Annotated in this window: 24 protein-coding genes; 7 read left to right on the top strand and 17 right to left on the bottom strand. The window is 55.6% G+C overall.

What is annotated here, in order from left to right; translation table 11 throughout:
• Positions 1-87: 87 nt before the first annotated feature.
• Genes F8562_RS16310 through celB form a run of 3 tightly spaced genes read right to left on the bottom strand, consistent with a single transcriptional unit; the run spans position 88 to position 3,826 of the window.
• Positions 88-1,545: a leucyl aminopeptidase family protein gene (locus F8562_RS16310; protein ID WP_014838551.1), complete on the bottom strand. Its 1,458-nt coding sequence runs from the start codon at positions 1,543-1,545 to the stop codon at positions 88-90.
• Between the two features lie 3 nt (positions 1,546-1,548).
• Positions 1,549-2,502 carry a N(4)-(beta-N-acetylglucosaminyl)-L-asparaginase gene (locus F8562_RS16305; RefSeq protein WP_009652191.1) on the bottom strand — a complete coding sequence of 318 codons (954 nt, stop codon included), beginning with the start codon at positions 2,500-2,502 and terminating at the stop codon, positions 1,549-1,551.
• A gap of 4 nt (positions 2,503-2,506) precedes the next feature.
• Positions 2,507-3,826: a PTS cellobiose transporter subunit IIC gene (celB, locus tag F8562_RS16300; protein WP_004851095.1), complete on the bottom strand. Its 1,320-nt coding sequence runs from the start codon at positions 3,824-3,826 to the stop codon at positions 2,507-2,509.
• Between the two features lie 153 nt (positions 3,827-3,979).
• On the opposite strand from celB, the gene F8562_RS16295 reads away from it, so the two are divergent.
• Complete coding sequence (locus tag F8562_RS16295; RefSeq protein ID WP_094909312.1) at positions 3,980-4,801, top strand: hypothetical protein; 822 nt, start codon at positions 3,980-3,982, stop codon at positions 4,799-4,801.
• Between the two features lie 111 nt (positions 4,802-4,912).
• On the opposite strand, the gene F8562_RS16290 is transcribed toward F8562_RS16295, so the two are convergent.
• The gene (locus F8562_RS16290; RefSeq protein ID WP_004851091.1) at positions 4,913-5,242 is read right to left on the bottom strand and encodes an NIPSNAP family protein; all 330 of its coding nucleotides are present in this window, start codon (positions 5,240-5,242) and stop codon (positions 4,913-4,915) included.
• Positions 5,243-5,531: 289 nt separating this feature from the next.
• On the opposite strand from F8562_RS16290, the gene F8562_RS16285 reads away from it, so the two are divergent.
• From F8562_RS16285 to ompC, 6 genes are all read left to right on the top strand, one after another.
• The gene (locus F8562_RS16285) at positions 5,532-6,341 is read left to right on the top strand and encodes an ABC transporter ATP-binding protein (protein ID WP_094909313.1); all 810 of its coding nucleotides are present in this window, start codon (positions 5,532-5,534) and stop codon (positions 6,339-6,341) included.
• 24 nt (positions 6,342-6,365) lie between these two features.
• Complete coding sequence (locus F8562_RS16280) at positions 6,366-7,322, top strand: ABC transporter substrate-binding protein (protein ID WP_014229449.1); 957 nt, start codon at positions 6,366-6,368, stop codon at positions 7,320-7,322.
• Positions 7,319-8,326, top strand: coding sequence for a FecCD family ABC transporter permease (locus tag F8562_RS16275; protein ID WP_014229448.1), 1,008 nt, complete (start codon positions 7,319-7,321; stop codon positions 8,324-8,326). The genes F8562_RS16280 and F8562_RS16275 overlap by 4 nt, the downstream gene beginning before the upstream one ends.
• A gap of 430 nt (positions 8,327-8,756) precedes the next feature.
• On the top strand, positions 8,757-9,263 hold the full coding sequence (locus F8562_RS16270; protein WP_014229447.1) for a hypothetical protein: 507 nt from the start codon (positions 8,757-8,759) through the stop codon (positions 9,261-9,263).
• 329 nt (positions 9,264-9,592) lie between these two features.
• Positions 9,593-10,069 (top strand): WbuC family cupin fold metalloprotein, encoded by a 477-nt coding sequence (locus tag F8562_RS16265; RefSeq protein WP_004851079.1) that lies wholly within the window; start codon positions 9,593-9,595, stop codon positions 10,067-10,069.
• 699 nt (positions 10,070-10,768) lie between these two features.
• Positions 10,769-11,854 carry a porin OmpC gene (gene ompC / locus F8562_RS16260; protein ID WP_025106268.1) on the top strand — a complete coding sequence of 362 codons (1,086 nt, stop codon included), beginning with the start codon at positions 10,769-10,771 and terminating at the stop codon, positions 11,852-11,854.
• Between the two features lie 131 nt (positions 11,855-11,985).
• On the opposite strand, the gene F8562_RS16255 is transcribed toward ompC, so the two are convergent.
• The 13 genes from F8562_RS16255 to F8562_RS16200 form a co-directional block, all read right to left on the bottom strand.
• Positions 11,986-13,248, bottom strand: coding sequence for a PTS galactitol transporter subunit IIC (locus F8562_RS16255; RefSeq protein ID WP_004851075.1), 1,263 nt, complete (start codon positions 13,246-13,248; stop codon positions 11,986-11,988).
• An 89-nt stretch (positions 13,249-13,337) separates the two neighbouring features.
• Positions 13,338-14,333: a 2-hydroxyacid dehydrogenase gene (locus tag F8562_RS16250; protein WP_014838545.1), complete on the bottom strand. Its 996-nt coding sequence runs from the start codon at positions 14,331-14,333 to the stop codon at positions 13,338-13,340.
• Between the two features lie 16 nt (positions 14,334-14,349).
• A complete protein-coding gene (locus F8562_RS16245; RefSeq protein ID WP_014838544.1) occupies positions 14,350-15,111 on the bottom strand; it encodes an SDR family NAD(P)-dependent oxidoreductase in 762 nt (253 codons plus the stop codon).
• An 11-nt stretch (positions 15,112-15,122) separates the two neighbouring features.
• The gene (locus tag F8562_RS16240) at positions 15,123-16,661 is read right to left on the bottom strand and encodes an FGGY-family carbohydrate kinase (RefSeq protein WP_014229443.1); all 1,539 of its coding nucleotides are present in this window, start codon (positions 16,659-16,661) and stop codon (positions 15,123-15,125) included.
• A 20-nt stretch (positions 16,662-16,681) separates the two neighbouring features.
• Positions 16,682-17,233: a glycerol-3-phosphate responsive antiterminator gene (locus F8562_RS16235; protein ID WP_014838543.1), complete on the bottom strand. Its 552-nt coding sequence runs from the start codon at positions 17,231-17,233 to the stop codon at positions 16,682-16,684.
• Between the two features lie 14 nt (positions 17,234-17,247).
• The gene (locus F8562_RS16230) at positions 17,248-18,039 is read right to left on the bottom strand and encodes a class I fructose-bisphosphate aldolase (RefSeq protein WP_004851066.1); all 792 of its coding nucleotides are present in this window, start codon (positions 18,037-18,039) and stop codon (positions 17,248-17,250) included.
• A 315-nt stretch (positions 18,040-18,354) separates the two neighbouring features.
• On the bottom strand, positions 18,355-18,495 hold the full coding sequence (locus tag F8562_RS29300) for a hypothetical protein (RefSeq protein ID WP_014838542.1): 141 nt from the start codon (positions 18,493-18,495) through the stop codon (positions 18,355-18,357).
• A gap of 239 nt (positions 18,496-18,734) precedes the next feature.
• Positions 18,735-19,655, bottom strand: a complete 921-nt coding sequence (locus tag F8562_RS16225; protein ID WP_032719147.1) for a carbohydrate kinase family protein — start codon at positions 19,653-19,655, stop codon at positions 18,735-18,737.
• Entirely contained in the window at positions 19,652-21,022 is a 1,371-nt protein-coding gene (locus F8562_RS16220; RefSeq protein WP_014838540.1) for a hypothetical protein, read from the bottom strand. The genes F8562_RS16225 and F8562_RS16220 overlap by 4 nt, the downstream gene beginning before the upstream one ends.
• Positions 21,023-21,099: 77 nt before the next feature.
• The gene (locus tag F8562_RS16215) at positions 21,100-22,119 is read right to left on the bottom strand and encodes an ABC transporter permease subunit (RefSeq protein ID WP_004851056.1); all 1,020 of its coding nucleotides are present in this window, start codon (positions 22,117-22,119) and stop codon (positions 21,100-21,102) included.
• The gene (locus F8562_RS16210) at positions 22,106-23,638 is read right to left on the bottom strand and encodes a sugar ABC transporter ATP-binding protein (RefSeq protein WP_014838539.1); all 1,533 of its coding nucleotides are present in this window, start codon (positions 23,636-23,638) and stop codon (positions 22,106-22,108) included. The genes F8562_RS16215 and F8562_RS16210 overlap by 14 nt, the downstream gene beginning before the upstream one ends.
• Positions 23,639-23,703: 65 nt before the next feature.
• Positions 23,704-24,657 carry an ABC transporter substrate-binding protein gene (locus F8562_RS16205; protein ID WP_014229437.1) on the bottom strand — a complete coding sequence of 318 codons (954 nt, stop codon included), beginning with the start codon at positions 24,655-24,657 and terminating at the stop codon, positions 23,704-23,706.
• Between the two features lie 286 nt (positions 24,658-24,943).
• On the bottom strand, positions 24,944-25,963 hold the full coding sequence (locus F8562_RS16200) for a LacI family DNA-binding transcriptional regulator (RefSeq protein ID WP_032719146.1): 1,020 nt from the start codon (positions 25,961-25,963) through the stop codon (positions 24,944-24,946).
• Positions 25,964-26,066 lie beyond the last annotated feature (103 nt).

The following is a 26,066-nucleotide window of genomic DNA, read 5'->3' as shown; positions in this document are numbered from 1 at the left end:
GCGCTGCGCTTAGCCGGGCTACAGGGCCGCAAATTGCTGGTAACCCGTAGCCCGGACAGATGCGCAGCATCGCCTCCGGGGAGGGTGTTAACTCTCGTCGATATCGTCGAGCAGATGCTGAATCAGTAGCGGAATCGGCCGGCCGGAAGCGACGCTTTTACCGCCTTCGCGCCACAGCGCCGTGCCGCTGACGTCGAGATGGGCCCAGGGAATCTCCGGCGGGCAAAAATGGTGCAAAAGCCAGGCGGCGGAGGCGCTGATGGCCGCATTATTGCCGGGCGTATTGCACAGGTCGGCGATTGCGCTTTCGGTCTGCTTCTTCAGCCTGCTATCCAGCGGCAGCGACCAGACCTCATCCCCGCTTTTTATTCCTGCCCGGGTTAACCCCGCCCGCAGCGCGTCGCTTTGCGTCATCAAGCCGCTCAAATCGTAACCCAGCGCCTTAACCACCGCGCCGGTAAGGGTCGCAATATCAATAATATAGTGCGCCTGCGGATGCCGCTGGCTCGCCCAGGCAATGGCATCGGAAAGCACCAGGCGGCCTTCAGCGTCGGTATTATTGATCTCTACCGTCAGGCCATTACAGGCCCGGGCGACGCTGCCCGGCTGCATGGCGGCGGGGCCAATCGCGTTTTCCGCCAGCGCCAGTACGCCCATTACCCGCACCGGTAGCGCCAGCTCGGCGATGCTCAGCATCAGGCCAAGGACGTTGGCCGCGCCGCACATATCGTACTTCATGGTGTACATCCCGGCGCCTTCCTTGAGCCACAGTCCGCCGGTATCAAAGGTGACGCCTTTACCGACGTAGCAGCGAACCGGGCCCTCGCTGACGCCATCATAATGAATCGCCAGCAGGCGCGGCGGGCGTTCAGCGCCTTTACCCACCGCATGCAGCAGGCCGAGCCCTTGTTCGACGATCGCTTTTTCATCCAGAACTTCGCAGCGCAGCGTGGGGATATCCGCGCACAGACGCCGGGCTTCTTCCACCACGTACTGCGGGGTACACTGCTCCGCAGGCAGATCCGCCAGACGCCGCGCGGCGAGCATGCCGTGCGCCGTGGCCCGTTGACGATGGGCGAGGGTGTCCAGCGCCGACCGCTGTTCGGGTAAGGCGTAGAGGGCGAGCTGGCGCAGGCGTGGCCTGGCGGCTTTCACCTGATGCAGGCCCAAATCATCAAGCTGCCAGTCGAGATTAAACAGTTCGCGCAGCGCTTTGGTTAACGCGCCGCTGCTCTCTTCCAGCGAAGCGTCGAGGATAAGCGTTTCGCTCACCGGCTTTTTGCATAGCGGCCGCAGCGCCTCGGCCAGGCCATCGTTCAGCGTATCCCTCCACAGGGGGAGCGGAATGAGGGTGATGCGGGCGAAGGGGGAGCAGCCGAAGCGGGTATCCGCCACCTCGCCGCGGGCGGCCTGTTCCACCATTTCCGCGAGCAGGGGAACGGCATTGAGCGGGGCCTGGGCCAGCAGCGTACTGCCGGGCCAGGTCACCAGATGCGCGCCGGTGCAGTCGCTATCCAGTTGATTAATCAGACGATAATCCAGCATGGCTTACTCCTCGATGGGGGCGCGAATGCGTGCGGCATAGGCCTGCATCCATTCGTCGTCCACCGGCCGGTAATGGGTTTTCTCCCGAACGCGCTCGGCGCAGAACACGGTGAGCGGCTGCGTCGCGCTGGCGACGACAAAGGAGAAGGTTTTGATATTGGTGGCGGCGCCGAATTCGCCGCGCCGGTTCATGCACACCACCGAAAGGTCGCCCGCGCGGCCAAAGCGCGACATCAGTTTGTCTTCCAGCTCGCAGACCACCGAGTCCGCCGCCTGCTGCGGCGTCATTCCCTGGGCCATTCGCCGGACGATTTCGTAGCTGGTGCAGCCTTTCATCAGATCTTCACCGACGCCGGTCGCCGTGGCGGCGCCGGTCTCGCTATCGCAGTAGAAACCGGAGCCGATAATCGGCGAATCGCCCAGCCGTCCGCGTTTTTTCATAAACAGGCCGCTGGTGGAGGTGGCAACGCTCATGGAACCCTGTTTATCAAGGCCAATAATGCCCACGGTATCGTGGCCGTCGTAAGGACTGAGGCCTTTATCCAGCGTTTCGCGACAGCGCTTCCGGTAATGCTGCATCGCGCGTTCGGTCAGCATCGCTTTGGCGGCGAATCCCTGGCTTATTGCCCACTCTCTGGCGCCCTGGCCGACCAGCAGACTGTTGTAGCGCTGACGGCTCAGGGCGTGGGCGACTTTCACCGGGTTGGCAATATCCACCAGATTACCGACCGCGCCGAAGGCCAGGGTATCGCCATGCATAAAGGCGGCATCCAGTTCGACCTCGCCGTTTTCCGTCGGCAGGCCGCCGTAGCCCACCGATTTGTACAGCGGAAAATCTTCTACCGCCGCCACCGCATTGACCACGGCGCTGGCGGTATCAGCGCCGGATGCCAGCGCCGCCGCGGCTTCGGTAACGCCTTCCAGCGCCATTCGCCAGGTGGCAATCATTCCCCACATTGGTTTACTCCTGTTTTGCAAGCGTGTTGTCCGTTTCAGCACGGGCGGTGACTTCCGCCGCGCGATACTGCTTATCGACGATGCGCATGAAGGGCAGGTACAGCATGGCGCCAATCAGCAAATTGAGGATCTGCATCACGCTGCCGCTAAGATGCCCGGTGACGATAAAACCGCTGATCACCGGCGGCAGCGTCCAGGGGATAAAGACGCCGGTGGTGACGGCCACCGCGCCGATCTTCATCGCCGCGTACTGCACCGTGACCAGCACCAGCGGCACGAGGTTAAACGGAATCAGCATGATCGGGTTCATGATCACCGGCAGGCCAAAGAGGATGGGTTCGTTGATATTAAAAATGGAGGCACCGGCGCCGAGGCGGGCAACTTCGCGCATATTTTTGCTGCGGGCGAAAATCAGCATCGCTATCACCAGCGACAGCGTTGCGCCCGCGCCGCCCATCCAGATCATATCGAAGAACTGCTCGGTGATAATGTGCGGCGGGGTGACGCCGGCCTGGATAGCGGCGATGTTGTCGGTCTGATTTTCCATCCACAGCGGACGAATGATGCCGTTGATCATCGAACCGGAGTTAATGCCGACCGACCACAGAATGGTAATGCTGAAAACGGTCATCAGCGCGCCGAAGTAGGAGGTACCGTAATGGCGTACCGGCGAGGCGACGACCTCATAAATAAACTGGTGGATGGTGGCGTAGTGCGTGTGCGCAAACCCGATGCGAATCGCCAGGATCAGAATCATCACCAGCAGCGCCGGGATCAGCGCGGCGAAAGACTCCTGCACGGCGGGCGGAACGCCGTCCGGCATCTTAATCACCAGCTTTTTGCGTTTTAGCCAGCAGAAGAGTTCGGTCCACAGCAGCGAACCGATCATGGCGACGAATAAACCTTTGGTGCCGATCCACTCCACGGGGATCACCGTGATGCCGCCGTTTTCAGCGACCTTAATGAACGGCGTGAGGATCAGAAACCCCACCAGCGAGAGGATGCCGCAGGAGATGCGGTCATCGCCGTAGTGCTCCGCCAGACGGTAGGCCACCAGGAAGCTGATAAACAGCGACATTGTGGAAAATACCGCGTTGAACGGAATTTCGATAATTGCGCTCCAGCTCGCGCCGAAGGTGCTGGCCATAAACTGCTGGTAGCTCTGATTGGGGAACGACGAGATCACCAGCAGAATGGAACCGACAATAATAAAAGGCATGAATGAAACGTAGGCGCCGCGAATAGCGCCGAGGTGACGCTGCTGGGCGGTTTTCGCCGCCAGAGGCATCAGTTTGGCTTCAAGAAATCCCAGAACATTGTTCATTGTGAACTCCGTACAAGATCGACAGGGCTGTGTGTGTTATCTATGGCGGATTATGAGAGAAAGCGGTGGGCTGAAAGGTGAAGCGGTTCACATTGTATTCTCTGCAATAATATATATCTCATATGATTAGTTATATTTCCGGTAGAGGATCGTATGGAAATCAAGCTGCACGCTAATGCCACCACCACCCCCAGAACGCGTAAATATCTTCAGGAATCGACGAAAAGCGACCGGGAACTGGCGCAGGAACTGGGGATTTCCATTACTACGGTTCGCCGCTGGCGCAACCGCAGCCAGATTTCCGATAACCACACCACGCCGCATTTGATACACAAAGTACTGAGACAAGAGCAGGAGATTCTCATTAACGCCCTCCGCGATGCGCTGCGCGCCCCGCTGGACGAACTGCTGTTTATGGTGAATGAGGGGCTGGGCATCGCTGTTTCCCGCGCCACGCTAAACCGCTATCTGCGTCCGGCCCATGAAGGACGGAAAAATGCCGCGCTGCAGGGGAAAAAAGCGTTAAAGGCGGGAATGCGCGCGGATACCCTGACGCTGCACTATCGCCAGCTGGCGCTGTCGATGGACGACGGCGGTGAACATCATCTGCTCTGGGCGCAGGAGCCGATCAGCGGTTGGTGCTTTGGCCGCATCTATTGCGGGATCTCTCCCGCGCTGGTCGATAGCTGGCTGACCGAGGCGCTGAACGCCTGTCCGGCGCGTATACAATGTCTTGAGATTTATGCTCATAAAAGCTTTCAGCCCGCGCGCGTGCATCTCTCTTGCCGGACGGTGGCGATGGCGGAGCGCGGAGCGGTACAGCTCAGCGAACGATTAGCCGACGTTATTCCGGCGCTGGATGAGCCGGACGCGACGCTGCAGCGGCTGTGCGCGCTGTGGAACCGGGGGCGGGCGCAAAAAAAGCTGGGCGACACGACGCCCCAGGGCTTTCTTGAGTCGTTGAATCAGAACTAACGGTGGCGTCGGAGGCAGGCACGGCAGCCGCATTTTGCCCGGGCCCCAGAATCTCTGCGACAGCAAAAGAGAGCGCGTTTTTTGTTGGGCCACGCCAGCGGCCCTGGAGGGTCAGCCGTTTCGCAGGCCATCAATCGCGCTGTCGCTCAGCAGCATAACCGTTTTTACGCTGACGCTGATCCTGTCGATAATGGCCTGTCGCGGGCCTTCGCGCCAGGCGGGGCTGCTGTAGAAGTGCGCCTGGGATGCGTTTAAATGCGTCAGGTCCTCATAGGCCCGGATCAGGTAATAAGCGTCGTTGTCATCAACTGAATTGCCGAAGGAGACGATATCCATTCCGGCGGCGCGATGACAGGGGGCGCTTTGTTCCTTCATTATCCGGTGAAACTCGTTCCCGGTCCCCGGTTTAAGGGTGTAAAGCAAAAACTCTACCGTTTTCATCCTGACGTTTCCTGTTCACATTCACTGAGTTTGCTGCAAGAGAGCACTGTCCGGCTATTAGAACAACTCCACGTGGTTTTGTCGCTTCTCTTTGGCATGAGGGCAGCGCGGGTTGCATTTCTCACTTCATTTTTGGTATGTTATATCATAACATTTATGACATTATAAAATATGTGACTATTTACCTTTCTTTTTAAATGATAATGATTATCATCACTACCTGCCGATCAAAAATCAAAAGAGCGCGTGTTTCGCTCATCCACGCTGAAGAGAGAGGGAGCGGCGGCTAATGGAGGAGAGTTTGACCAAGAGTGGAAAAGCCGATGATCCCGTGCTTAGCGTCAATATCGCATCATTACCGCGGCCCGGCGGCGGGGAAATGCTCTCCGGCATTCATTTCAGCGCCGGTAAAGGAGAGTGTCTGGCCGTCATTGGGCCCAACGGCAGCGGGAAAACCTCTTTATTACGCGCGATAGATTGCCAACTGCCGTCGCGGGAGGGCGACGTTCGGTTATATGGCCGCTCCATTGCCGCATTAACCCGGCAGCAGCGAGCCCGGCAGATCGCGGTGCTTGCGCAGAATGATACCCCCGACCTGCGTCTGGCGCTTGAGGATTATGTCGCCCTCGGGCGGATTCCCCACGGCCGGGATATGTCGCGTCGCGAGCACGACATCATCGTAACCCGCGCGATTAACGATACGGGATTGCAGAGGCTGCGCAAGCGACCGCTCTCCGCGTTATCCGGTGGTGAGAGACAACGGGCGGCGCTGGCGCGGGTACTGGCCCAGGCGCCAAAACTGCTGCTGCTGGATGAGCCCACCAACCATCTTGATCCCCACGGCAGAGTGGAGCTGCTGTCATTAGTGAAAAGCCAGGGAATCACGGTCGTTGCGGTATTGCACGATCTTTCCCTGATTGACGCCTTTGCCGATCGGGTTTTGCTTTTATCGCAAGGGCGCGCCGTGGCCTGGGATGTGCCGGAGCGCGTGCTTGTTTCACAACGGCTTTACCCGGTCTTCGGCTTGACCAGCTTTACCGTACCGCATCCCATGACCGGGAAGGCGCTGCGGATTTTTGAGGTGCCAGGCTATGCCTGATAAATTTCCGGAGGATAACGCAGCATGAATAAATGGTTTGCAGGGACGATGGCGTTTCTTTTTATTTCAGCGGCGAACGCGGCGGATTTTCCCGTCACGATTGACAGCTGCGGAACGCCTGTGACCTTCACTCAGGCGCCGAAAAGGGCGGTCATCCACGACCTTAATATGTCTGAAATGGCTTTTGCTCTCGGGTTGCAGGACCGCATCGTTGGCTTAACCGGCATTACCGGATGGTACAAAATGACCCCGGAATTTAAACATCAGATGGGATCAATTCCCGAGCTGGCGCCGAAATATCCCTCTCTGGAGACGCTGCTGGCGGCAAATCCTGATTTCTTTTTCGCCGGCTGGAATTACGGCATGAAGGTCGGCGGGGAGGTCACGCCTTCCGCGCTCGAAACATACGGTATCAAAACCTTTGTGCTGAGCGAGAGCTGCGTCTTTACCGCCTCTCAGAAACAAAAAGCGAGTATGGACCTGCTGTATAACGATGAGCTGACGCTGGGTAAGATTTTTGGCAAGCAGCAAGAGGCCCGTACGCTGGTCGACGGCTGGAAAAAAACGCTGAATGCGCTGCCTAAGCCGCCGCGGGGCGTGCAGCCATTAAAGGTGTTTGTCTATGATTCCGGCGAAGATAAGCCCTTTACCAGCGGACGGTACGCCATGCCGACCGCGATTATCGAAGCGGCGGGAGGGAAAAACGTGATGGACGACCTGGAGATGAGCTGGGGGACCACCTCCTGGGAGAGCGTGGCGACGGCGGAACCCGATTTTATTATTCTTCTTGATTATCAGACCGGCAGCGGCGCTGATTCGCTGCGCCGTTTCCTCGAAAATCATCCGTTAATGAAACAGACGCCGGCGGTGAAGCAGCAGCGTTATCTGAAGCTGCAATATGCTGAGTTGACGCCCGGGCCGGCGAATATCAACGCGGCCGAAAAGCTGGCTCATGCGATGTATCCTGCGGCCCACCAATGAGCGGGGCTCACTGTCGCTACTACTGGGCCGCGTGGGGGGCGCTGCCGTTATTAGCCGGCTTGATGCTGTTCAGCGTGGCTAAAGGCAGCGTGCCGCTGTCGCTTACCCAGGTTCTCGGCGCCTTGCGGCTGCTGGATGTGCCGGTTTCGGAGATGATCGGACGTATTGTCATTGATTTGCGCGTGCCAAGAACGCTGCTGGCGGTGCTGGCGGGCGCGGTGCTGGCCATCGTGGGCGGTCTACTACAGACCACCACGCGCAACGATCTGGCCGATCCTTTTTTATTCGGGCTTTCCTCCGGCGCATCGGCGGGAGCGGTACTGGTGATCACCCGATTCGGTGAGCGGCTTGGCGCGCTGACGCTGCCGGTGTCGGCATTCGTTGGCGGCATCTGCTCGGCGGTGGCGGTGATGCTGCTGTTTCATTTTAAAAAGCAGCGTGGCGCAGAGCACCTGGTGATCTGCGGGTTGGCGATCTCCTTTTTATTCGGCGCGCTGACCAGCTATCTGATTTTCTCGGGCGACCAGCGGGCCGCCAGCTCGGTGCTGTTCTGGTCGCTGGGTGGGCTCGGTCTGGCGCGCTGGGATAATTTGCCCTACGCCCTGTTCAGTCTGCTGCTTCTCGGCGCATTCATACTCCTGCGCTGGCGCTCCCTGGATGGCTTACTGGCCGGTGAGCAGACCGCGCAGTCGCTGGGCATTAACGTTACACGCCTGCGCATGGAGGTGTTTTTCTGCTGCGCGTTAGCAACGTCGCTGCTGGTGGCCCTGACCGGGGTGATTGGCTTTATCGGCCTGATGGTGCCGCATATGTGCCGCTATTTTTCTGGCGTAAAACATCTGCTGCTGCTTCCTTTATGCGGCCTGTGGGGCGCGGTGCTACTGTGCGGCGGTGATATCGTCAGCAGGACGCTGCTGGCTCCGCAGGAGCTGCCTATCGGGATCATTACGGCCGGCATCGGCGGACTCTTCATTATTATTCTGCTGGCCAGAAACCGTTCATAAACTGAGTCGCGCCGGGTCGCTGCCTGGCGCAGACTTAAACGAAGGGCAAACAAATGCCCGGAAGTCAGCGCGCGCATGCGCTTCGGTTCATGCGCAATTCCCTCATTGGTAGTTTTATGTTTTGATAAATTAAATTTTTCAATGTTATTTGTTAAGTATCATCTTTATCGCAGAGTGATATGCTGCTAATCTCTCTTTAACCGATGCATCGTAAGAAAAATCCTAAAGTAAGCGTGGGGATGAGCGCTGTCTCCGGGCCAGTGAAAATCCCATGGTTTACATTTCGCAGGGATTTTTCTGAAATTCACTCGTCTGGACAATAAATATTAAACAAACTTATAATTCACCCACTTCATTCATGGGTATATCCCCATGGCGCCTATTATACGTATTTCTATAAAGGATGATTGCACTTTCATGAGGGAAAGGAATGTTAACTATTTTCAGCCATAATCATTTTTTTAAGAAAGCCATACGTCTGAAAATAAACGACATAAAAGCGGTCAGAAAGGCGAATCTGGTCGATTTGTGCTTAACAAAGTACGCATCCAGCAGCTGCGCGCAGTTCCATTTTTTGATAAACAGCTTTGAAATGAAAAAGAATTTTGTTTGTTTCCGGGTTGAAGGTAATATTATTTGTTTGATAAACAAAAGGCGCACCGCACATATCGCCAGTATTATCGCCAGAGTGACTGATGGTATCCCCGTGGGAGAGGACATCACGTTAACAGAGAGAGAATTTCAGTATATTTTTATTATGAAATTTACCGTACTGGCAAAAGATTACCCGGAGCTGCTCGGCATTTCGCCCAAGGCCTACAGCAGCTATAAAAGAAGATTAATTGAGAAGTTCGGCTTTAACTCATTTCATGCGCTACTGGCGCTGTCTAATTATTTACACGCTTTTTCGCTGCTCGATAAATTTACGCCGGATTAATTGCTGCACCTGTATGCGTGACTATACCTTTATCTTCGCACTCTCATCTTATTTTCCACCTGCCACGACTGTTAAGGAGCGCACTCACAAAGTGTCTCTTTTTCATGTCATCTATCCCATGTCTTGCCTCAAAGGGCGAGCGGGGGACAACGGAACCCCACCACGATCTGTTCTCGTCATTTCTGGCGCTTTGGGACCGCGGCATCAGCGTCTATAATCCGCACAGCGATGTGTTCCGCGAGCGGCGAGGCTAATCGTCTGTTGAAAATAGCATTAAGCCTTACGACAACCTGATTGTCGTAAGCTGCCCAACTACAATAAAGGCTTATATGAAACAAATGACGTTGAGTGACCTTCGGCAACAAAGCGAACAGGCTGCAGCTTCGCCTCGCCTACGTGCCCATCGTAACTTCCACCCTGACTTAAGCGATCCGGTGCAACGCCTGGCCGTCGCTATGGAGCCGGGTACCTATGTTCGGCCTCACCGCCACCCGCACACTTTTGAACTGCTGACATCCCTTAGCGGACGTTTTGTGGTGTTGACCTTTGATGATGCTGGCAACGTGACCGAGCGCGTGGTGTTAGGCGAAGAGTGTAAGGTGCTGGAGATGGCGGCGGGTACCTGGCATGCCGTGCTGTCGATGGATAAAGGCGGCGTAATTTTTGAGGTTAAATACGGTGGTTACCAGCCGGTTTCTGAGCAAGACGCGGCCCCGTGGGCGCCAGCTGAAAACGCGCCGGGAACCGCCGAGCTAATGAAGTGGTACGCCCGGGCGCAAGTGGGTGATGGCGGTTTTACCCTGTAATCCAGGCATTGCGCGGGGAGCAGTCCCGCGCCAGCTTCCTTTTACCCCCGATACGGATAAGCCGTTCCCGGCGCGTCAGCGGCTTATCAAACTGGTGACAAGCTCCTGGCTCTATTTATTCATAGTATTTATTCATAGTTAAACTTATCCCATGAAATAGGGCTGGCGATATCCCTTTCACGAAAGTGTTAAACACATCTTAAACCACTATGCTATAATTTTTACGGTTTTTGTAAAGAAACTTCAATAAAGAAATGTGGTCATTTCGGCACTATAATTTATCTGCGGGGAAGGATCGGAATATACTCATTAATAGCCGATTAGGGGAATCAGTGCCTTTATGAATAAACATTAATGATTGGTTGTGTAAATTATAAACTATTGATTTATATTGTTTTTAACAAATTACAATCTTTAATTTATCTAATCATTAGAATTTCCTTATGATAATTTATCTATTTTAGTCAAACCTTCTGCATCTCTGGGTTGCGTAAGGCGTGATTCAGAATATTTGCCAACGGAAGCAGTGAATGATTGATGGACATCAATTAACAACCGCTGTTGTCGTCACAGTTATGGTATTTAGTCTAAAAAACTGGAACTTTTAATTTCAAGTCTCTTTGCGAATTATCGCATAATAGCCTCGCTCAGAAGGCATCTGAGATTTTATATTTTATTAATAGTTAGGGACGAAATAATATGAAATTAAAATTACTAACAGTGGCCGTCTCTACACTTCTTGCTGCAGGAACCGTGCAGGCGGCTGAGGTGTATAACAAGGACGGAAACAAACTCGACCTCTACGGGAAAGTGACCGGCCTGCATTATTTCTCCAGCGATAAGTCAGAAGATGGCGATCAGACCTATGCCCGTCTGGGCTTCAAGGGTGAAACCCAGATCAACGACCAGCTGATCGGCTACGGCCAGTGGGAATATAACTTCAGCGCCAATAACGTTGAAGGCGACAACTCCGGCGACAAAACGCGTCTCGCGTTTGCCGGCCTCAAGTTTGGCGAATTTGGCTCTCTGGACTACGGCCGTAACTACGGCGTCGCCTATGATATCGGCGCCTGGACCGATATGCTGCCGGAGTTTGGCGGCGATACCTGGACCCAGACCGATGTCTTCGCCACCGCGCGTACCACCGGCGTTGCCACCTACCGTAACAGCGGTTTCTTCGGCCTGGTTGACGGCCTGAACGTCGCCGTACAGTACCAGGGCAAAGAAGAGGGCAACGGTCGCGATCTGGCGAAACAGCATGGCGACGGCTGGGGTCTGGCCTCGACCTATGAGTACGAAGGATTTGGCGTAGGCGCGGCCTACGCGGCATCCGATCGCACCGATGCGCAGGTCAGGGAAGGGCGCGTGAATCCTGACTTCTACGCCCGTGGCGAAAAAGCGGAAGTGTGGGCGGCCGGTCTGAAGTACGATGCTAATAACATCTACCTGGCAACCACCTATGCGGAAACCCGCAACATGACGAAGTTTGGTAAAGGCTATATCGCCAATACCGCGCAGAACTTTGAAGTTGTGGCCCAGTATCAGTTCGATTTTGGCCTGCGTCCGTCCATCGCCTACCTGAAATCAAAAGGCAAAGATCTGGGCCGCTACGGCGACCAGGATCTGGTTGAATACGTTGATGTCGGCGCGACTTACTACTTCAATAAAAACATGTCTACCTATGTGGACTATAAAATCAACCTGCTGGATGACACCAGGTTCACCAAAGATGCCAGCATCAGCACCGATAACATCGTTGCCGTGGGCATAACCTACCAGTTCTAAAACAACGCCTTTTATTGAACCATGCCTGCCAGCTTACCCTCCTGGCAGGCATTTTTTGTGCTTGAACGCAGGGCGAGACGAAAAAGCCCGACGCCGTTTCCCGCGCCGGGCTGAGTGAGAAAAGGGGGAGTTTACGGCGCGGTACTGAAAAACTCGCCGAATTTCACCGCCAGCCAGCCCACCGGGGTGGTGGCTCCGCCCACGATATTGGTGATTTCCGCCATCCCTTCCGGCACCGGAATGTTAGAGTTGACCGCCGCCTGGGTGTATTCCCGCGAAATATCCGTCCCGACGTACAAAATACAGGTGACCACCAGCGTGCCGGTGATAAACATGCGGAACATATTGCGTTTGCAGAACGGCGTCACCATCGCCAGCAGGAACATCAGCGAGGCCAGATCGACAAACGGCAGCACGCGGTTGCCCGGCAAAATAATCGCCAGCACCACCGCCATAGGGATCAGCAGCAGCCCGGTCGCCAGCACCGAGGGTTCGCCAATAAGCAGCGCGGTATCCATGCCGATATAGAAGTCGCGGTTGGGAAATTTCGCTTTCAGCTTCGCTTCCGCGGCATCGCGCACGATAAGCAGACCCTGCACTAAAATTTCGATCATTTTCGGCAGCAGCAGCATGGCGGCGGAAACTTTAATCGCCAGCGACACCGCGGCTGCAACATCGTATCCGGCAAGGAAGGCCAGCAGCAGCCCCAGCACGAAGCCCAGGGTCAGCGGTTCACCGAAGACGCCGAATTTTTTATTAATACTTTCCGGGTCGAAATTAATTTTATTGATCAGCGGGATCTTATCAATAATATAGTTACAGGCAATACCAAACGGCACGTAGGTTATACAGGTAAGATGGGGGAATGATATCCCTTTAAGATTATAGTTTTTTTGCAAATACGGTGCGGTTAAATCCGCCGCCAGCAGGGTTAAGATAAATATGCCGAAGGTAATGCCAACGGAGAGCCAGTAGTTACCGGTGCCGGCATACACGACCGACCCCATAATCAGGAAAATCCAGTAGTTGAATATATCGATATTTACCGTCTTGGTTAATTTAAGCAGCAGCATGGCGATATTGATAACAATAAATCCCACGACCACCGGCAGCATCAGCGGCGAGCCCCAGCCGATAGTGGAGGCGGTCGGCCAGCCGGTATCGACCACCGTCAGGTGCAGACCGATGCGTTCAACCATGGCCTGCGACGCCGGGCCGAGGTTGGTCAACAGCAGGCCGATCACCAGACCCACCCCTTCAAAACCGATACCGACCAGCATCCCGGCTTTAAATGCGGTGCCAATTTTAACGCCGAAGCACAGGGCGATAATAAAGAATATTACTGGCATCATCACTGATGCCCCCAGACTAATAATGCTGTTGATAATATCCATAATATTTCCTTAAAAGGCGGCCGAATTGGGCGCGAGCGAACCCGTGCCCAATGGGCCGTAGCAAAAACCTTAAGCGGCTCTTTTAATATTTAACCGAGTTGCTTCAGCAAGATCTCAGAAAAAATCTTCGGCGAATTGCTGAAGGCATCAATAGTACTGCCGGCAATATGCGGCGTTATCGTGACGTTATTCAGCGAATAAAACGCGCTATCCTCCGGCAGCGGTTCATCATCAAAGGTGTCGAGGGCAGCGCCCATGATTTTACCGTCCCGCAGCGCGGCGATCAGATCGCCTTCATTAATTAAGCCGGAGCGTGCGGTATTGACGATAATGGCGCTCTCCTTCATTAATTCAAAATGATGTGCGTTAATCAGGTTTTCCGTTTCCGGGGTCATGCGGGCATGCAGCGAAATCACATCCGCACGGCGAACCAGCTCATCGAGAGAATCCACCTTTTCATAGCTGTCATGGCCGGGGACGTACTTATCGTAAAAGATAATCTCGCTGCCGAAACCGCGCAGGAAGCCGGCCACCAGCTGAGCGATATGCCCCAGCCCGACCAGACCCACCACTTTGCCGCCCAGTTCAGGAATGGCCCGGTGGTTTGGACTCTCTTTGCGCCAGAACTTATCGCGCAGCGCATCGTGTGAGCGGGCGATGTTGCGCATTTCCGCCAGAATCATGCCGACGGTAAACTCCGCCACGCTGCGGGCATTACGCCCCGGCGTGTTCATTACCTCAACTCCGCGCGCTTTGGCCTCCGCCTGATTAACGTTTTCAATGCCGCCGCGCAGCACGCCAACGTATTTAAGCTTTGGTAGCTTGTCGAATACCGCCGCGTTAACCGGGGCGAACTGGACGATCAGGATCTCAACCTCCTCAGCGCCCTGAAGCAGGGCGGCAGGCAGCGCCACCGCTTCGGAGCCTTGCTGTTCAACCAGTAAATTATCCTCCTGCAGTTTTTCAATCGATTCGTGCGACCATTCGCGCACTTCCACTGTAATGCCTTTATCTTTCAGCGCTTTCAGACCCGCGTCCATCATCGCTGCATTGATAAACAGATCGGCAATTGCCAGACATTTCATAATGATTCTCCATAAATTAACGCATCAACATACCGCCGGTGACATCCAGAGTCGCTCCCGTCATATAGCTGGTTTTCGGAGAGACCATGAAGACGCCGATGTCGGCAATTTCTTGCGGCTGGGCTACCCGGCCCACCGGAATACGGCTGACGTAATAGTCAGGATTCTGCTCAATGTTTTTACGGATCATCGCGGTATCCATAATGCCGACGGCGATGTTGTTGACATTGATTTTCTGTTTCGCCACCTCGCGCGCCAGCGAGATAGAAAATGCCACCAGGCCCGCTTTACTGGCCGCGTAATGCGCATGACCGGTGGTCGAACCGTGGAAGGCCGCCTGAGAAGTGATATTCAGGATGCTGCCGGCCCGATCTTTCGCCAGGCAGTGGTTGACAAACAGCTGGCTCAGGTGGAAAACCGCCTTCAGGTTGACGTTCATCACGCTGTCCCACTCCTGCTGGGTGATTTCAGTGACGTAGCCGCTTAGCCAGATCCCGGCGTTGTTGACCAGAATATCGGCGTTCCCCAGCCGCTCAATGCAGGTCGCGAACAGATTCTCCCGGCTTTGCTCATCGGAAAGATCGGTTTTCACCGCAATAATCTCGACGCTGGCGCTATTTTTTACCGTATCGATCAGCTGCTCCGGGCGCTCCTCATCACGCATATAGGTGAAGCAGATGTTGACTCCTTCTCTGGCGAGGGAAAGGACAAACTCTTTGCCCAGTCCCGTTGCGCCGCCGGTGACGATAGCCGTGCGGTGGTGTAAATTCAGATCCATACTTTCCTCGCTTAATGCGTGATGTAGTTACTGCAGCTTTTCCACGGAGACTGCATTTCCGATAGCAGATTTTTGTAGAGCTGATACTTATCCTGATAGACCTTGTTATTGTCCGGGTTCGGCGTGACCGTTCGCGAAACGTGAACCATCTCATTTGAGGCAACAAAGACGTCATCAAACCAGCCAGCCATGACCGCGGCGGTCATCGCGGTGCCCAGGGTGCCGTGCTCTTTCACGTCGACAATCTCCAGAGTGGACTGGAAAATATCGGCGAATATCTGCAGCCAGACCGCAGAGTTAGTGACGCCGCCCGCAATCCGAATGGTGCGGCTTAGATCAGGGTTGATGTTGCGCAGACGTTCGGTGTGATAAAGGTGGCTGAAGGCGACCCCCTCGTAGATAGCGCGCAGAAAATGCGCTTTTTTATGGAAGCTATTCAGGCCGATAAACCCCGCGGAGGCGTCCGGGATGGTGTTGGAGCCGAAGACAAACGGGAAGAACAGCAGGTGGCTCTCGGCGGGCGTTGTCGTGGAGACCAGATCATTGCACAGATCGTAGACTGACGATCCCTGCGCCGCCGCGGCGGTGCGATCGCCTTCCATAAAGTTATTGATAAACCACTCCAGATTACTGGCGGATGTGGGGCTGGCCTCGGTAATTAACCATTTGCCCTCAATCGGATAAATCGAGGTCATAAAGAGATCCCGGTCGATAACCGGATGGTCGGTCACGTATTCATTGATGCTCCAGGTGCCGGTAATAATCGCCAGCTTATCCAGCGTATTGATGCCGGAAGCGACGGATGACGCCGAGATATCAAACACGCCGCCCGAGACCGGCGTGCCGGCACACAAACCGGTTAGCTGCGCGACGTCGTCGGTAATGTAGCCGCAGCAATCGGTGGAGCGTTTAATGGGCGGAAGCTTGTCGCGCAGATCGCCGAGCCCCCACCAGGCCAGCAGCGAGGCGTCATAGTCACGGTCGCGAACGTTGATCAGGTTAGTCCCTGAGATATCGGTAAGTTCGAGAAAGGCTTCGCCGGTCAGATAAAAACGAATCAGATCTTTGACCATGAATATGTAGCGCGCGTTGTTCAGCGCTTCAGGCTCGTTCTCTTTCAGCCAGGCGAGGAGGGCGACGGGCTGGCCTGCCCAGATGGACTGCATGGTTTTGGGTAAAATGTCGCTGACAAACGTCGGGTCGCGGTACCACTTTTCAACCCAGCCCTTAGCCCGGCTATCGGTGGAAATGATCCCGTTGCGCACCGGGGCGCCCGTTTCATCCACCATATACAGCCCGTTGCCGTGGCCGGTGACCGCCACGCCTTTGATCTGGCTGGCGTCGATCCCCGACTGCGCGAGGGCCGTTTTAATGACTTCAACGTTGGCCGCCCAGAGTTCGTTGATATCTCGCTCGGTGTGAAATTCCTTCGGGGTCAGCATTTGCGTAGACTTCGACGCGCTGGCCACCACGTTGCCGGCGCGATCGTAAATCGCCGCTTTTGTGACGGTGCCGCCGTTATCAATGCCCATGACGTAGTGTTGTTTCATTGGCGTGGACTCCTTATGCGTTACCATAAACCGGGTTCGCTGGTGGTAATGCCTTTAAATCCGGCATGGAAAATTTTATCTACAAGGTATTTCCGCTTTACAAAGCCTCCGGCGATGAATATCACGTCAAAGCCTTTTAAATTCCGGCTAATCAATTCCAGACACTGGCAGGCATATTCAGCAGGTAAGATTTCAATAGCATCTGGCGGGTTATGCTTAACAATATCGATGGAGTGATCCAGCGATCGCGAGTCGATGAGCAATACCCGGAAGATAGTTAACAATCCCTCTTTTTTGGCATAGCGTAGGGCCGAGAGATTGGACGAAATAACACCATCAACCTTGTAGTAATTTTTGAGCAGACTGATCCCCGCCTGGTCGGGTTTAAAACCGCCCAGTAGCTCCAGGTGAATAAGCACTTTCTTGCCGCGCTGATGGCATTTGCCAATCAGCGATTGCAGGTTGCCGATATTTGCTTCGGATAGCAGTACGTATTCTGATGCGCAGGACAGCGCCTGTTCAAAATGTTTATATTTTCTGACGGAAGGAATGATGGTGTTATTTAAGAACATATTAATATCCGATGTTATTTAGCCATGTAGAGGCTGTAGGCATCTTCCGCTGTGGCATTTTCATGGATGATGGCGTTCAGACCTGCTACTACTTTTGCCGGCTGTGGGTCCTGAGTAATATTGCGGCCCACCGCCACGCCTTTTGCACCCACCTGCATACAGTGCTGCACAAATTTAAAATAACCGTCGATGCCGGTTTTCGGGCCGCCCAGCGCGAGTACCGGCACGCCGGCCGCTTCGACGATAAGCCGATCATCTTCGGTACCGGTAAAGCGGGTTTTGATCACGTCAGCCCCCAGCTCAACGGCGATGCGGGCCGAGGCGGCGATAACGGCCGGGTTGTTGGAGTCGTCGCTGGTCACGGGATAGCCGTACGGCAGGGATTCCACGATCAGCGGCACGTTCCAGCGATCGGCGGCCTGCGCCAGCTGCATCGCCATGATGTGCGTTTTCTCTTCATTGAACGCCCCGGGGAAGGTCATGCACACTACGCCTTCCGCAGCCACTTTCAGCGCATCCTCAATGGAAAAGACGGGAGTCGTATCGGGAACGGTATTATCAAAAATATTCACTGTGCTATCGACGCGTAATACAACGGGAACGCAATTGAAAACTTCGCGGAAATTTTTCAACATGCCATAAGTGACCAGCGCGCAGTCCAGGCCGCTTTCAACAAGGGCCGGAAGCTGATTTATCGTATTATCAATACCATTTGTTTTGCTTGAAAAATAGTAGCCATCCAGCGCCAGCGTGACCGATTTACCATCTTTTGCGAAAATGCGAGAGAGACGACGTTCTTTAGACATTTTTTGACTCCTGAGATAGAAAAAAAACAAAAAAGGCCCTCAGAGACTTTCGTCTCTGAGGGCCTTCGATTCACTTACCCTTTTGATAATCGTTCAGCAATCCAAACCATTATCAATTAATTTTTCAGCCTGACGGGTAGGGTTTAAATCGTGTTTAATTTAAATCCGTTCCCTTGCTTGAATTAATTACTAGCATGCCTGCGTTCTTTCTGTCTAGCCGTTGTTGATAAACTGAGATGCTTATCACGAATTAAACTTGAGTTTAATCTTATCAGCGCTTGCGAATTTGAACACCAACAGCCGATTTTATTGTGCTTATGCTAAGAGTAAAAACTCTATCGTCAACTGCGCCAGCAGCAGCAGCAGGGCAATCAGCGCCAGCCATTTCGTCGGACGCAGCTTATGCTGCGGAATAGAGGTATTACGCAAACGCACGAACCATGGATTGTTTTTCATTATTGACGTCCTGTCCCTGATGCCTGTTAACGCGATCGACAGAAACTGAATGACGATCTAATTAGCTGATATTAATGGATTAGTCGGCAATAACCCATGAATAAATGAAGCTGGTTTAGCTTTCATTCAATAATTGGGACTCGAATCATATACAACATAAATCAGGATAAGGGTCCGTCAATAAACGCTGTTTCAGACCCTCATCTGGCTGTCGCTTGCTGACAGGGCGTCCGCTGTCTTCAGAGTTCATGATCCCAGGGCGGGTTAGCGCCCGGCCTGGAAACCGTCACCGCGGCGGCGCGCATCCCCAGATCCACCGCCTGGCGAACCTGCTTGCGTGACAGTGTCACTAGTTTCTCCTTCTCCAGGAGCCCGGCCTGCGAGAGGCTGGCGAGAATACCGGCATTCACCGTATCGCCCGCGCCGACGGTATCGGCCACCGCTACGCGAATAGCGGGCACATGCAGATGAAAATCAGCGGTCCAGGCATCAGCGCCGTCAGCGCCGCGGGTGACCACGATAAGCTTCGGCCCCCGCGCCAGCCAGCGGCCTATCACCTCATGCTCTTCCCCGGGTTCGGCAAACCAAGCGAGGTCCTCATCGGAAAGCTTGACGATATCCGCTAATGCAATCATGCGCCTCATGCGCGCCAGGTGTTTCTGCCGGTCCGGGATGAAAATTTCACGAATATTAGGGTCGAGGAACATCACCCGACGCGGCGCTTCCCTTACCATCAGCGCTTCATAAACGCTGCCGCACGGTTCGGCGATCAGGCTGATGCAGCCGAACAGAACGGCGGAGACGTCATCCCCGAGCGTCGGCAGGTCGTTTTCAGTCAGCATTCGACCGGCGCTATTCTCATCGTAAAAGGTATAGCGGGCCTGACCGCCTACCAGCCTGACGAAGGCGAGGGTGGTGGGCAGCGGCGCGCGGGTTGAGGGCGAATAATCCACGCCGGAGGCGTCAAGCGTGTGGCGCAGCATGTCACCCATAAAATCGTCCGATAAACCGGAAAACAGCGCGACCGCCATCCCCTGGCGACCCAGGGCGACGGCGGTATTGAACGCCGCCCCGCCAACGCAGGGAGTAAAGGCGGGGGCATTCTCGCGGCTCCGACAGGGCAGCATATCGATGAGGGCTTCTCCGCAGCAGAGGATCATGGCTTTTCTCCCCGGCTTACCGCGACCACCGGCGGGGTTTCCAGCCGATCGGCTACCTGCATCCAGTTTTCGGCAAAACGTCCGCAGGCGGTCTTGATATCGACGCCGACGGGGAGCTCCGGACACTCGTTTTCGCCGTTGCTGCCCCAGTTAACCCATCCTGACTGGCGGCGCTGGACTATCTGAAACGCGCCGGAGGGGCGGGAGGTCCACCAGATCATCGCCCGGCCGCTCGCTGAATCATACTCGACGGTTTTACTGGCCGGCCCGGGAAAGATGGTTTCATCCGCGACGGCGGAAACGTCAACGGGCGAATCGGTCAGCAGCCATTCCCGCTCGGTGAGATCGGCTCTGCGATGCGCCCGGGCGCGAACCTGGCTCAGCCGTTCGCTAATTTCCGCCTCATCGAGCACGTTCTCCCAGCGGCAGAACATCCGCCAGTAGAGATCCCAGTGGGCGGAGGCCATATCGGCGAGCTGTTCGCGGAATTCGGTAAATTTCGGGCTCTGGTTTTCCGAGGTGGTGACGGTATTGGCCACCATGGCGACCAGCTCTTCGGCATAGGGGTCGCCCGCGCGATAGCGGGTGCCGCCGTACGCCGCGAAGCGATCGAACAGCAGTTTTCCCGGGCCGCTCTCAAATTCGTCGCCGACGGTGATCTTGTTGGTCACCGAACGGCCGTTAATCACCGTTGAAAAATCATCTACGCAGTAGCGCCGCTGAAACCAGGGCGTGTTCCAGCTAAATTTCCAGTCGATGGAGAAACGTTTACCGCGCAGCTCCGGTAATAATCCGTCGGGGATCGCGCCGCGCATGCGGTAGTGATGATAGACCGGGCCTTCCTCGAGGATCTCAATATCAACGAGGGTATGCTCCGGCGGGTTTATCAGCCCATTTTCCGGGGTAAAAAACGGGCCGTAAAACCCGCCAATGGCGTTATTTCCGGAAGGAAGCAGCTCGACGTTGTCCTGCAGCGCGCGAAAATGGCGCAGCCCCCACTTGGATGCACCGACGCCCTGGGCGGTTCCCCGACACATTTCCAGATCGAAGCAGCCGGTATTGAGACGGACAAAACAGTCTTTTTCCCGGCCAGGCAGCCGGTGGATACCGGCGATTTCACCGGCTTCAGCCGCCGTGAGCGGGCGGTCAAGCCGCATCTTGAGGGTACCGCTGAAGCTGACCGTCGCGATAAAAGCGGTACGGCTTGCCGACGACTCCTGCTCAAGGCGCTGGCAAAGGATCCGCGCATCCTCGTCGGTAATCGCCCACCACAGCGGCTCCTGCAGCTTTTCAGGGAGAATAAACGTAATCGGTTCGCGATCCCGGGTACCGTTCATCGGGTCCGTCAGCGTAATGTGATATGTCATGAGGGTATACTCCATTAAAATTTAAGCGTGCGAAGACCCGCCGCCAGCGCGGCGGATAAACAAAGCGTCAGGGAAAGCTAGCGGGTACGGGCGATCTCTTTTTTCCGCCAGAAGGTAAACAGCTCCGGATGCTGCTTCAGCCCGTCAATCGCCACGGCAAGAATGATGACGATGCCTTTAATCAATAGCTGGGTGAAAAAGGGCACGCTCAGCAGAATCAGGCCGGTGCTGAGTACGCCAAGAATAATCGACCCAATCAGGGTGCCGATAATCCGCCCGCGTCCACCGGCGAGGCTGGTGCCTCCCAGCACCACCGCCGCAATGGCGTCCAGCTCATATCCCGTACCCGCCGTGGGCTGGGCGGAAATCACCCTGGCGGCGAAGATAATGCCTGCCAGACCCGCGCAGACGCCGGCAATCATGTAGACCGCCGCCAGCACGCGTTTGACCCGTACGCCAGCCAGGCGCGCGGCCTGGGCGTTGCCGCCGACGGCATAGATATGACGGCCGAACCGCGTGCGCTCAAGAATGAACCACGCCAGCAGATAAACAATCAGCATAATAATGACCGGCACGGGGATACCGGCAAGATAGCCATTTCCCAGCTCGCGGAAGCTCAGGCTGCTCGACACAATAGGCTGCCCTTCGGTAATGGTGTAGGCCATACCGCGCAGGAAGGTCATCGTGCCGAGAGTGACGATAAAGGGCGCGAGGGCGAGATAGGCGGTGAGCACGCCGTTAAGCAGACCGCACAGCGCGCCCACGCCAACGCCGGCCAGAATCGCCAGCGGCGCAGGGAGCCCGGCCATCGCCGCGACCACTGAGACTACGCCGGAAACGGCGACGATTGACCCGACGGATAAATCAATGCCGCTGGTTAAAATGACGAAGGTCATGCCCGCCGCCAGAATAGCGTTGACGGAAATCGAGCGGGCGATATTCAGCAGATTATCGACGCGGTTAAAGTTTGGCGCGAAGGTGGACATCAGGATCAGCAGCACCAGCAGAACGATTAAGATCCCCACCCGATCCCACCATTTCGCAAAATCAAACGGCGCTTTGACCGGCAATTCCGTCACAGGTTTATTGTTGTCCATGGCATTCTCCGGATTGACTGGTAAAGGTTCCTGTTGCGTGCAGCATCACTTCTTCTTCCGTGGCTGAAAACGAGGGTAACTGATGAACGATTCGCCCGCCGCGCATGACCAGCACGCGGTCGCTAATGCCGATGGCCTCCGGTAAATCGGAGGAGATCACCAGAATGGCTTTCCCGGCGCGGGCGAGCTTGTCGATCAGTTCGTAGATTTCCCTTTTGGCGCCGATATCCACGCCGCGGGTCGGTTCATCGAGAATAAGCAGCCTCGAATTGCGCAGCAGCCAGCGCGCCAGCGCCGCTTTCTGCTGGTTTCCGCCGGACAGGGCGCTGACGGGCAGTTCAACCGCATTTTCCCGCAGCCGCAGCCTGCGCATCTGCTCAAGGACGGCGGCGCGAATCGACTTGCGTTTCACCACGCCGCCGGCGACAAAGCTATCCAGCGAGCTGATATCAATGTTGTGCTCAACCGAATGCCCGAGAAAGAGTCCCTGAGTTTTGCGGTCTTCGGTCACCATCCCGATACCGTCGGCGATAGCGGCGGTGGGGTCTGCCGGATTGCTCGCCCGGCCGTCAATGCGCACGCTTCCCTGGGTGCGCGGGTCGGCGCCGAAGAGCAGGCGAGCGACTTCGGTTCGCCCGGAGCCCACCAGACCGGACATGCTCACCACTTCGCCCGCGTTGACCTCAAAGGAGACCGGGCCGGTCGCACTGCCTGCCAGATCCCTGACTTCCAGCAGTACCTTGCCGGGCGTACGCGGCTCGTGCTGATAAAGATCGACGATTTGCCGGCCGACCATCATGCGGACGATATCGGTGGTTGAGACGTTGCCGAGGATTTCCGTGCCGATCCACGTGCCGTCCCTGAAGACCGTGACCCGGTTTGCCAGCTGCCATACCTCTTCCATGCGGTGCGAGATATAGACCATCCCGACGCCATCCTGACGCATCTGCTCGATCAGCCGGTATAGCTGGAGAGTCTCCGCCCGCGACAGGGCGGCGGTCGGCTCATCAAGCACCAGCACTTTGGCGTTTTCACTGACGGCGCGGGCGATCTCGACCATTTGCTGACGTCCGATGCTCAACGAGCCGAGCGGCGCCTGCGGGTCGATGTCCGCGTTAATCCGGTCCAGCTTCTCCCGGGCCTCCCGGTGCATCCGTTTGCGATCGAGAATACCGGCGAAAGCGGTCGGTTCCTGGCCGAGAAACAGGTTTTCCGCCACCGTCATATCGGGAACCGTATTCAGCTCCTGGTGGATAATGGCGATGCCATATTTGCGGGCATCCCTGGGCGTGCGAATATCAATCTCCTGCCCGTCGATAAAAATAACGCCGCTATCGCGCTGCTCGTTACCGGAGAGGATCTTCATCAGCGTGGATTTGCCCGCGCCGTTTTCCCCCATCAGGGCATGGACCTCTCCGGCGAATAAATCAAAGCGTACGTTGTTCAGCGCCAGGGTCGCGCCGTAGCGTTTTGAAATCCCTTCCAGCCTGAGCAAGGGAGGTGATGTTGTATCGGCCATTGTCTTTGCCCTCCGGGATGAACCTGAGCGCCATCCCGTTTTTGCCTCTTAAAGTGACGAAGTGATTACCAGCCCGGATAGCTGTCGACGTTATCGCGGGTGACCAGTACGCTGGGGATCAGGACGGTATGAGAGGCGATCGGTTTGCCGTCGACCATATCCTGAGCAAGCGTGATGGCCTGGCGCACCATTTCGCCCGGATTTTGCGTTGCGGTACCGATAAACGGCGAGCCGCTGCGCTTAAGTTCTTCAACCGCTTCCGGGCTACCGTCGACGCCGGTAACTTTGATCGCGCCCGCTTTGCCTGCCTGTTCAACGGCCAGTACCGCACCGAGCGCGGAAGGATCGTTCATGCCGAAAATACCGGCGACGTCCGGATTGGCCGTGAGCATGTCGGTGGTCACCATCAGGCCGGAAGCGCGGTCGTTGCGCGATGCCTGCTGGCCGACGATTTTGATATCCGGGTATTTTTGCGCGACGTTTTTACAGCCTTTGATGCGGTCGATAATGGTCTGAATCGGCGTGCCATCCACCAGCAGCACTTTGCCTTTGCCGCCCATCTGGCTGAACAGGTATTCGCAGGAGGTTTCCCCGGCCTGGATGGCGTTGGTCATGATCGCCGCGTCTGCGCCTTTCGCGGGCGTATCGACCGCGATAACGATAATTCCGGCGGCTTTTGCCCGCTGAATGGCCGGCTCGATCCCGGATTCATCGACGGCGGAAATAATGATGAGATCCACTTTCTGCTGAATAAACGCGTCAATCTGCGTGTTCTGGTTTGCCAGATCGACCTGCGCATCCTGTACGTTAAGGGTTGCGCCGATTTGCGCCGCGGCCTGCTTAGCGTTCCTTTCCATTGCCGAGAAGAAGGGGTTGGACATGTCCTGCACCATTAAGCCGATGCGGGAGATTTTTTTGCCATCCTGCGGCGCGGCGCTGGCTGCGGGAATAAACCCTGTCATGGTGGTGATTACCGCGCTAACCGCGACAGCCAGCCATGCTTTGCGAAGTTTGGTCATATTCTGCTCCTTTCATTATCGTGTGGTATAAGGTACGGCCAGGTGTGGGGAAGCCTCAGAAATAATCCCCTGATGTTGTTTTTCGGTAGCGACTGAAATTCAGCCGTTATTTACATCGCTAAAATGATGAGCGCGTATAGCACGCCGTAGCCCGCTTTTTTGTCGGGTGGCGCCTTACCCGGCCGACGAAAACCGCAAGCGCCATTTCTGTCGGCCCGTGCAGGGGAAGCGCCGCCGGGCAATGCCGTCCGGGCGATACGTTGTCAGCAATCTTTTTAATAGTTATTCATTTTCTACAGCCGCAGGACTGGCGAATAACCAGCTCGGCGGGAACTTTACGCTGGGTATTAATTTCTCCTTTTCCTTCCGGATGAATTAACTGGATAAGCATTTCAGCCGACTGCCTGCCAATCTCTTCGCTGTTTTCATTGAGCACCGTTAGCGGCGGATTTAATAGCGGCGCCCAGTCGAATTCATCGTAGGCGATAAGCGCCATATCGTCGGGGATGGCTATCTGGCGCTGCTGAAGCTGTTTAAGTGAACCCAGCAGAATAGGGTTGTTACCGGCAATAAGCGCGTCCGGCAGCGATGTCTGGCGGTCCAGGTATCGGCTCAGGGTGTCCGCAGCCGACTGCGCGTCGTTCTCCGTTTCGACAACTTCAAGCGTTGCGCCGCAGCGCTCTGCGGCCTCGCGAATACCGCGCTCGCGTTCAAAACGCGTGGTCCAGCGGTCCGGGTAGATGAGGAGCAGCCAGCTTTTATAGCCGTGCTGCGCCAGATGGTTTCCCACCAGCAGGCTGGCCTGATAATTGTCGGTCGTGACGCTGGGAAAGTTGTGCTCGCCGCGGGGAGGTGAGTCAACGAAGACGACCGGAATATCCCATTTCGCCAGCAGGCTCAGGCTTTCCGGCTGAAGCGTCACCGTCGAAATGATCCCGGCCATTCGCGACTCGATCAGGCGGTTAATCATGCGATCTTCCTGCGCGCGGTCGTAGGTACCGTTGACCGCGATATCGCCAAGCACTACGGTCCACTGCGACGGCTGCAGCATCTGCTGAATACCGGACATCAGGTTAAGGTAGTAAGAGTTCGAGGCATGGGCGGTAATCACCGCCACCGAGTCCCTGCTTGAGCGGCGTAGCGCCTGGGCCGCGCGGTTAGGTACGTAGCCGAGTTCTCGCGCCACTTTTAAAATCAGCTCCCGGCTGTCGTCAGCAACGCCATCGCCACCGTTTAGCGCGCGTGAAACGGTAAACATAGAAAATCCCGTCGCTTCACTCACATCCCGCATCGTTGCTTTACGCATATTTCGCTCTCTGTATTTATGAAATTACCCGCGATACAGACGGCTATTTCCTTGACCTAAACGTTTATGAGGCTAAACATAAACGTTTAGGTTTGTTTGATCA

Source organism: Klebsiella sp. RCJ4, assembly GCF_009025755.1.
GTDB lineage: Bacteria > Pseudomonadota > Gammaproteobacteria > Enterobacterales > Enterobacteriaceae > Klebsiella > Klebsiella michiganensis.
The sequence above is the reverse complement of the archived record's forward strand: the minus strand, read 5'-3'. Positions and strand labels throughout refer to the sequence as shown.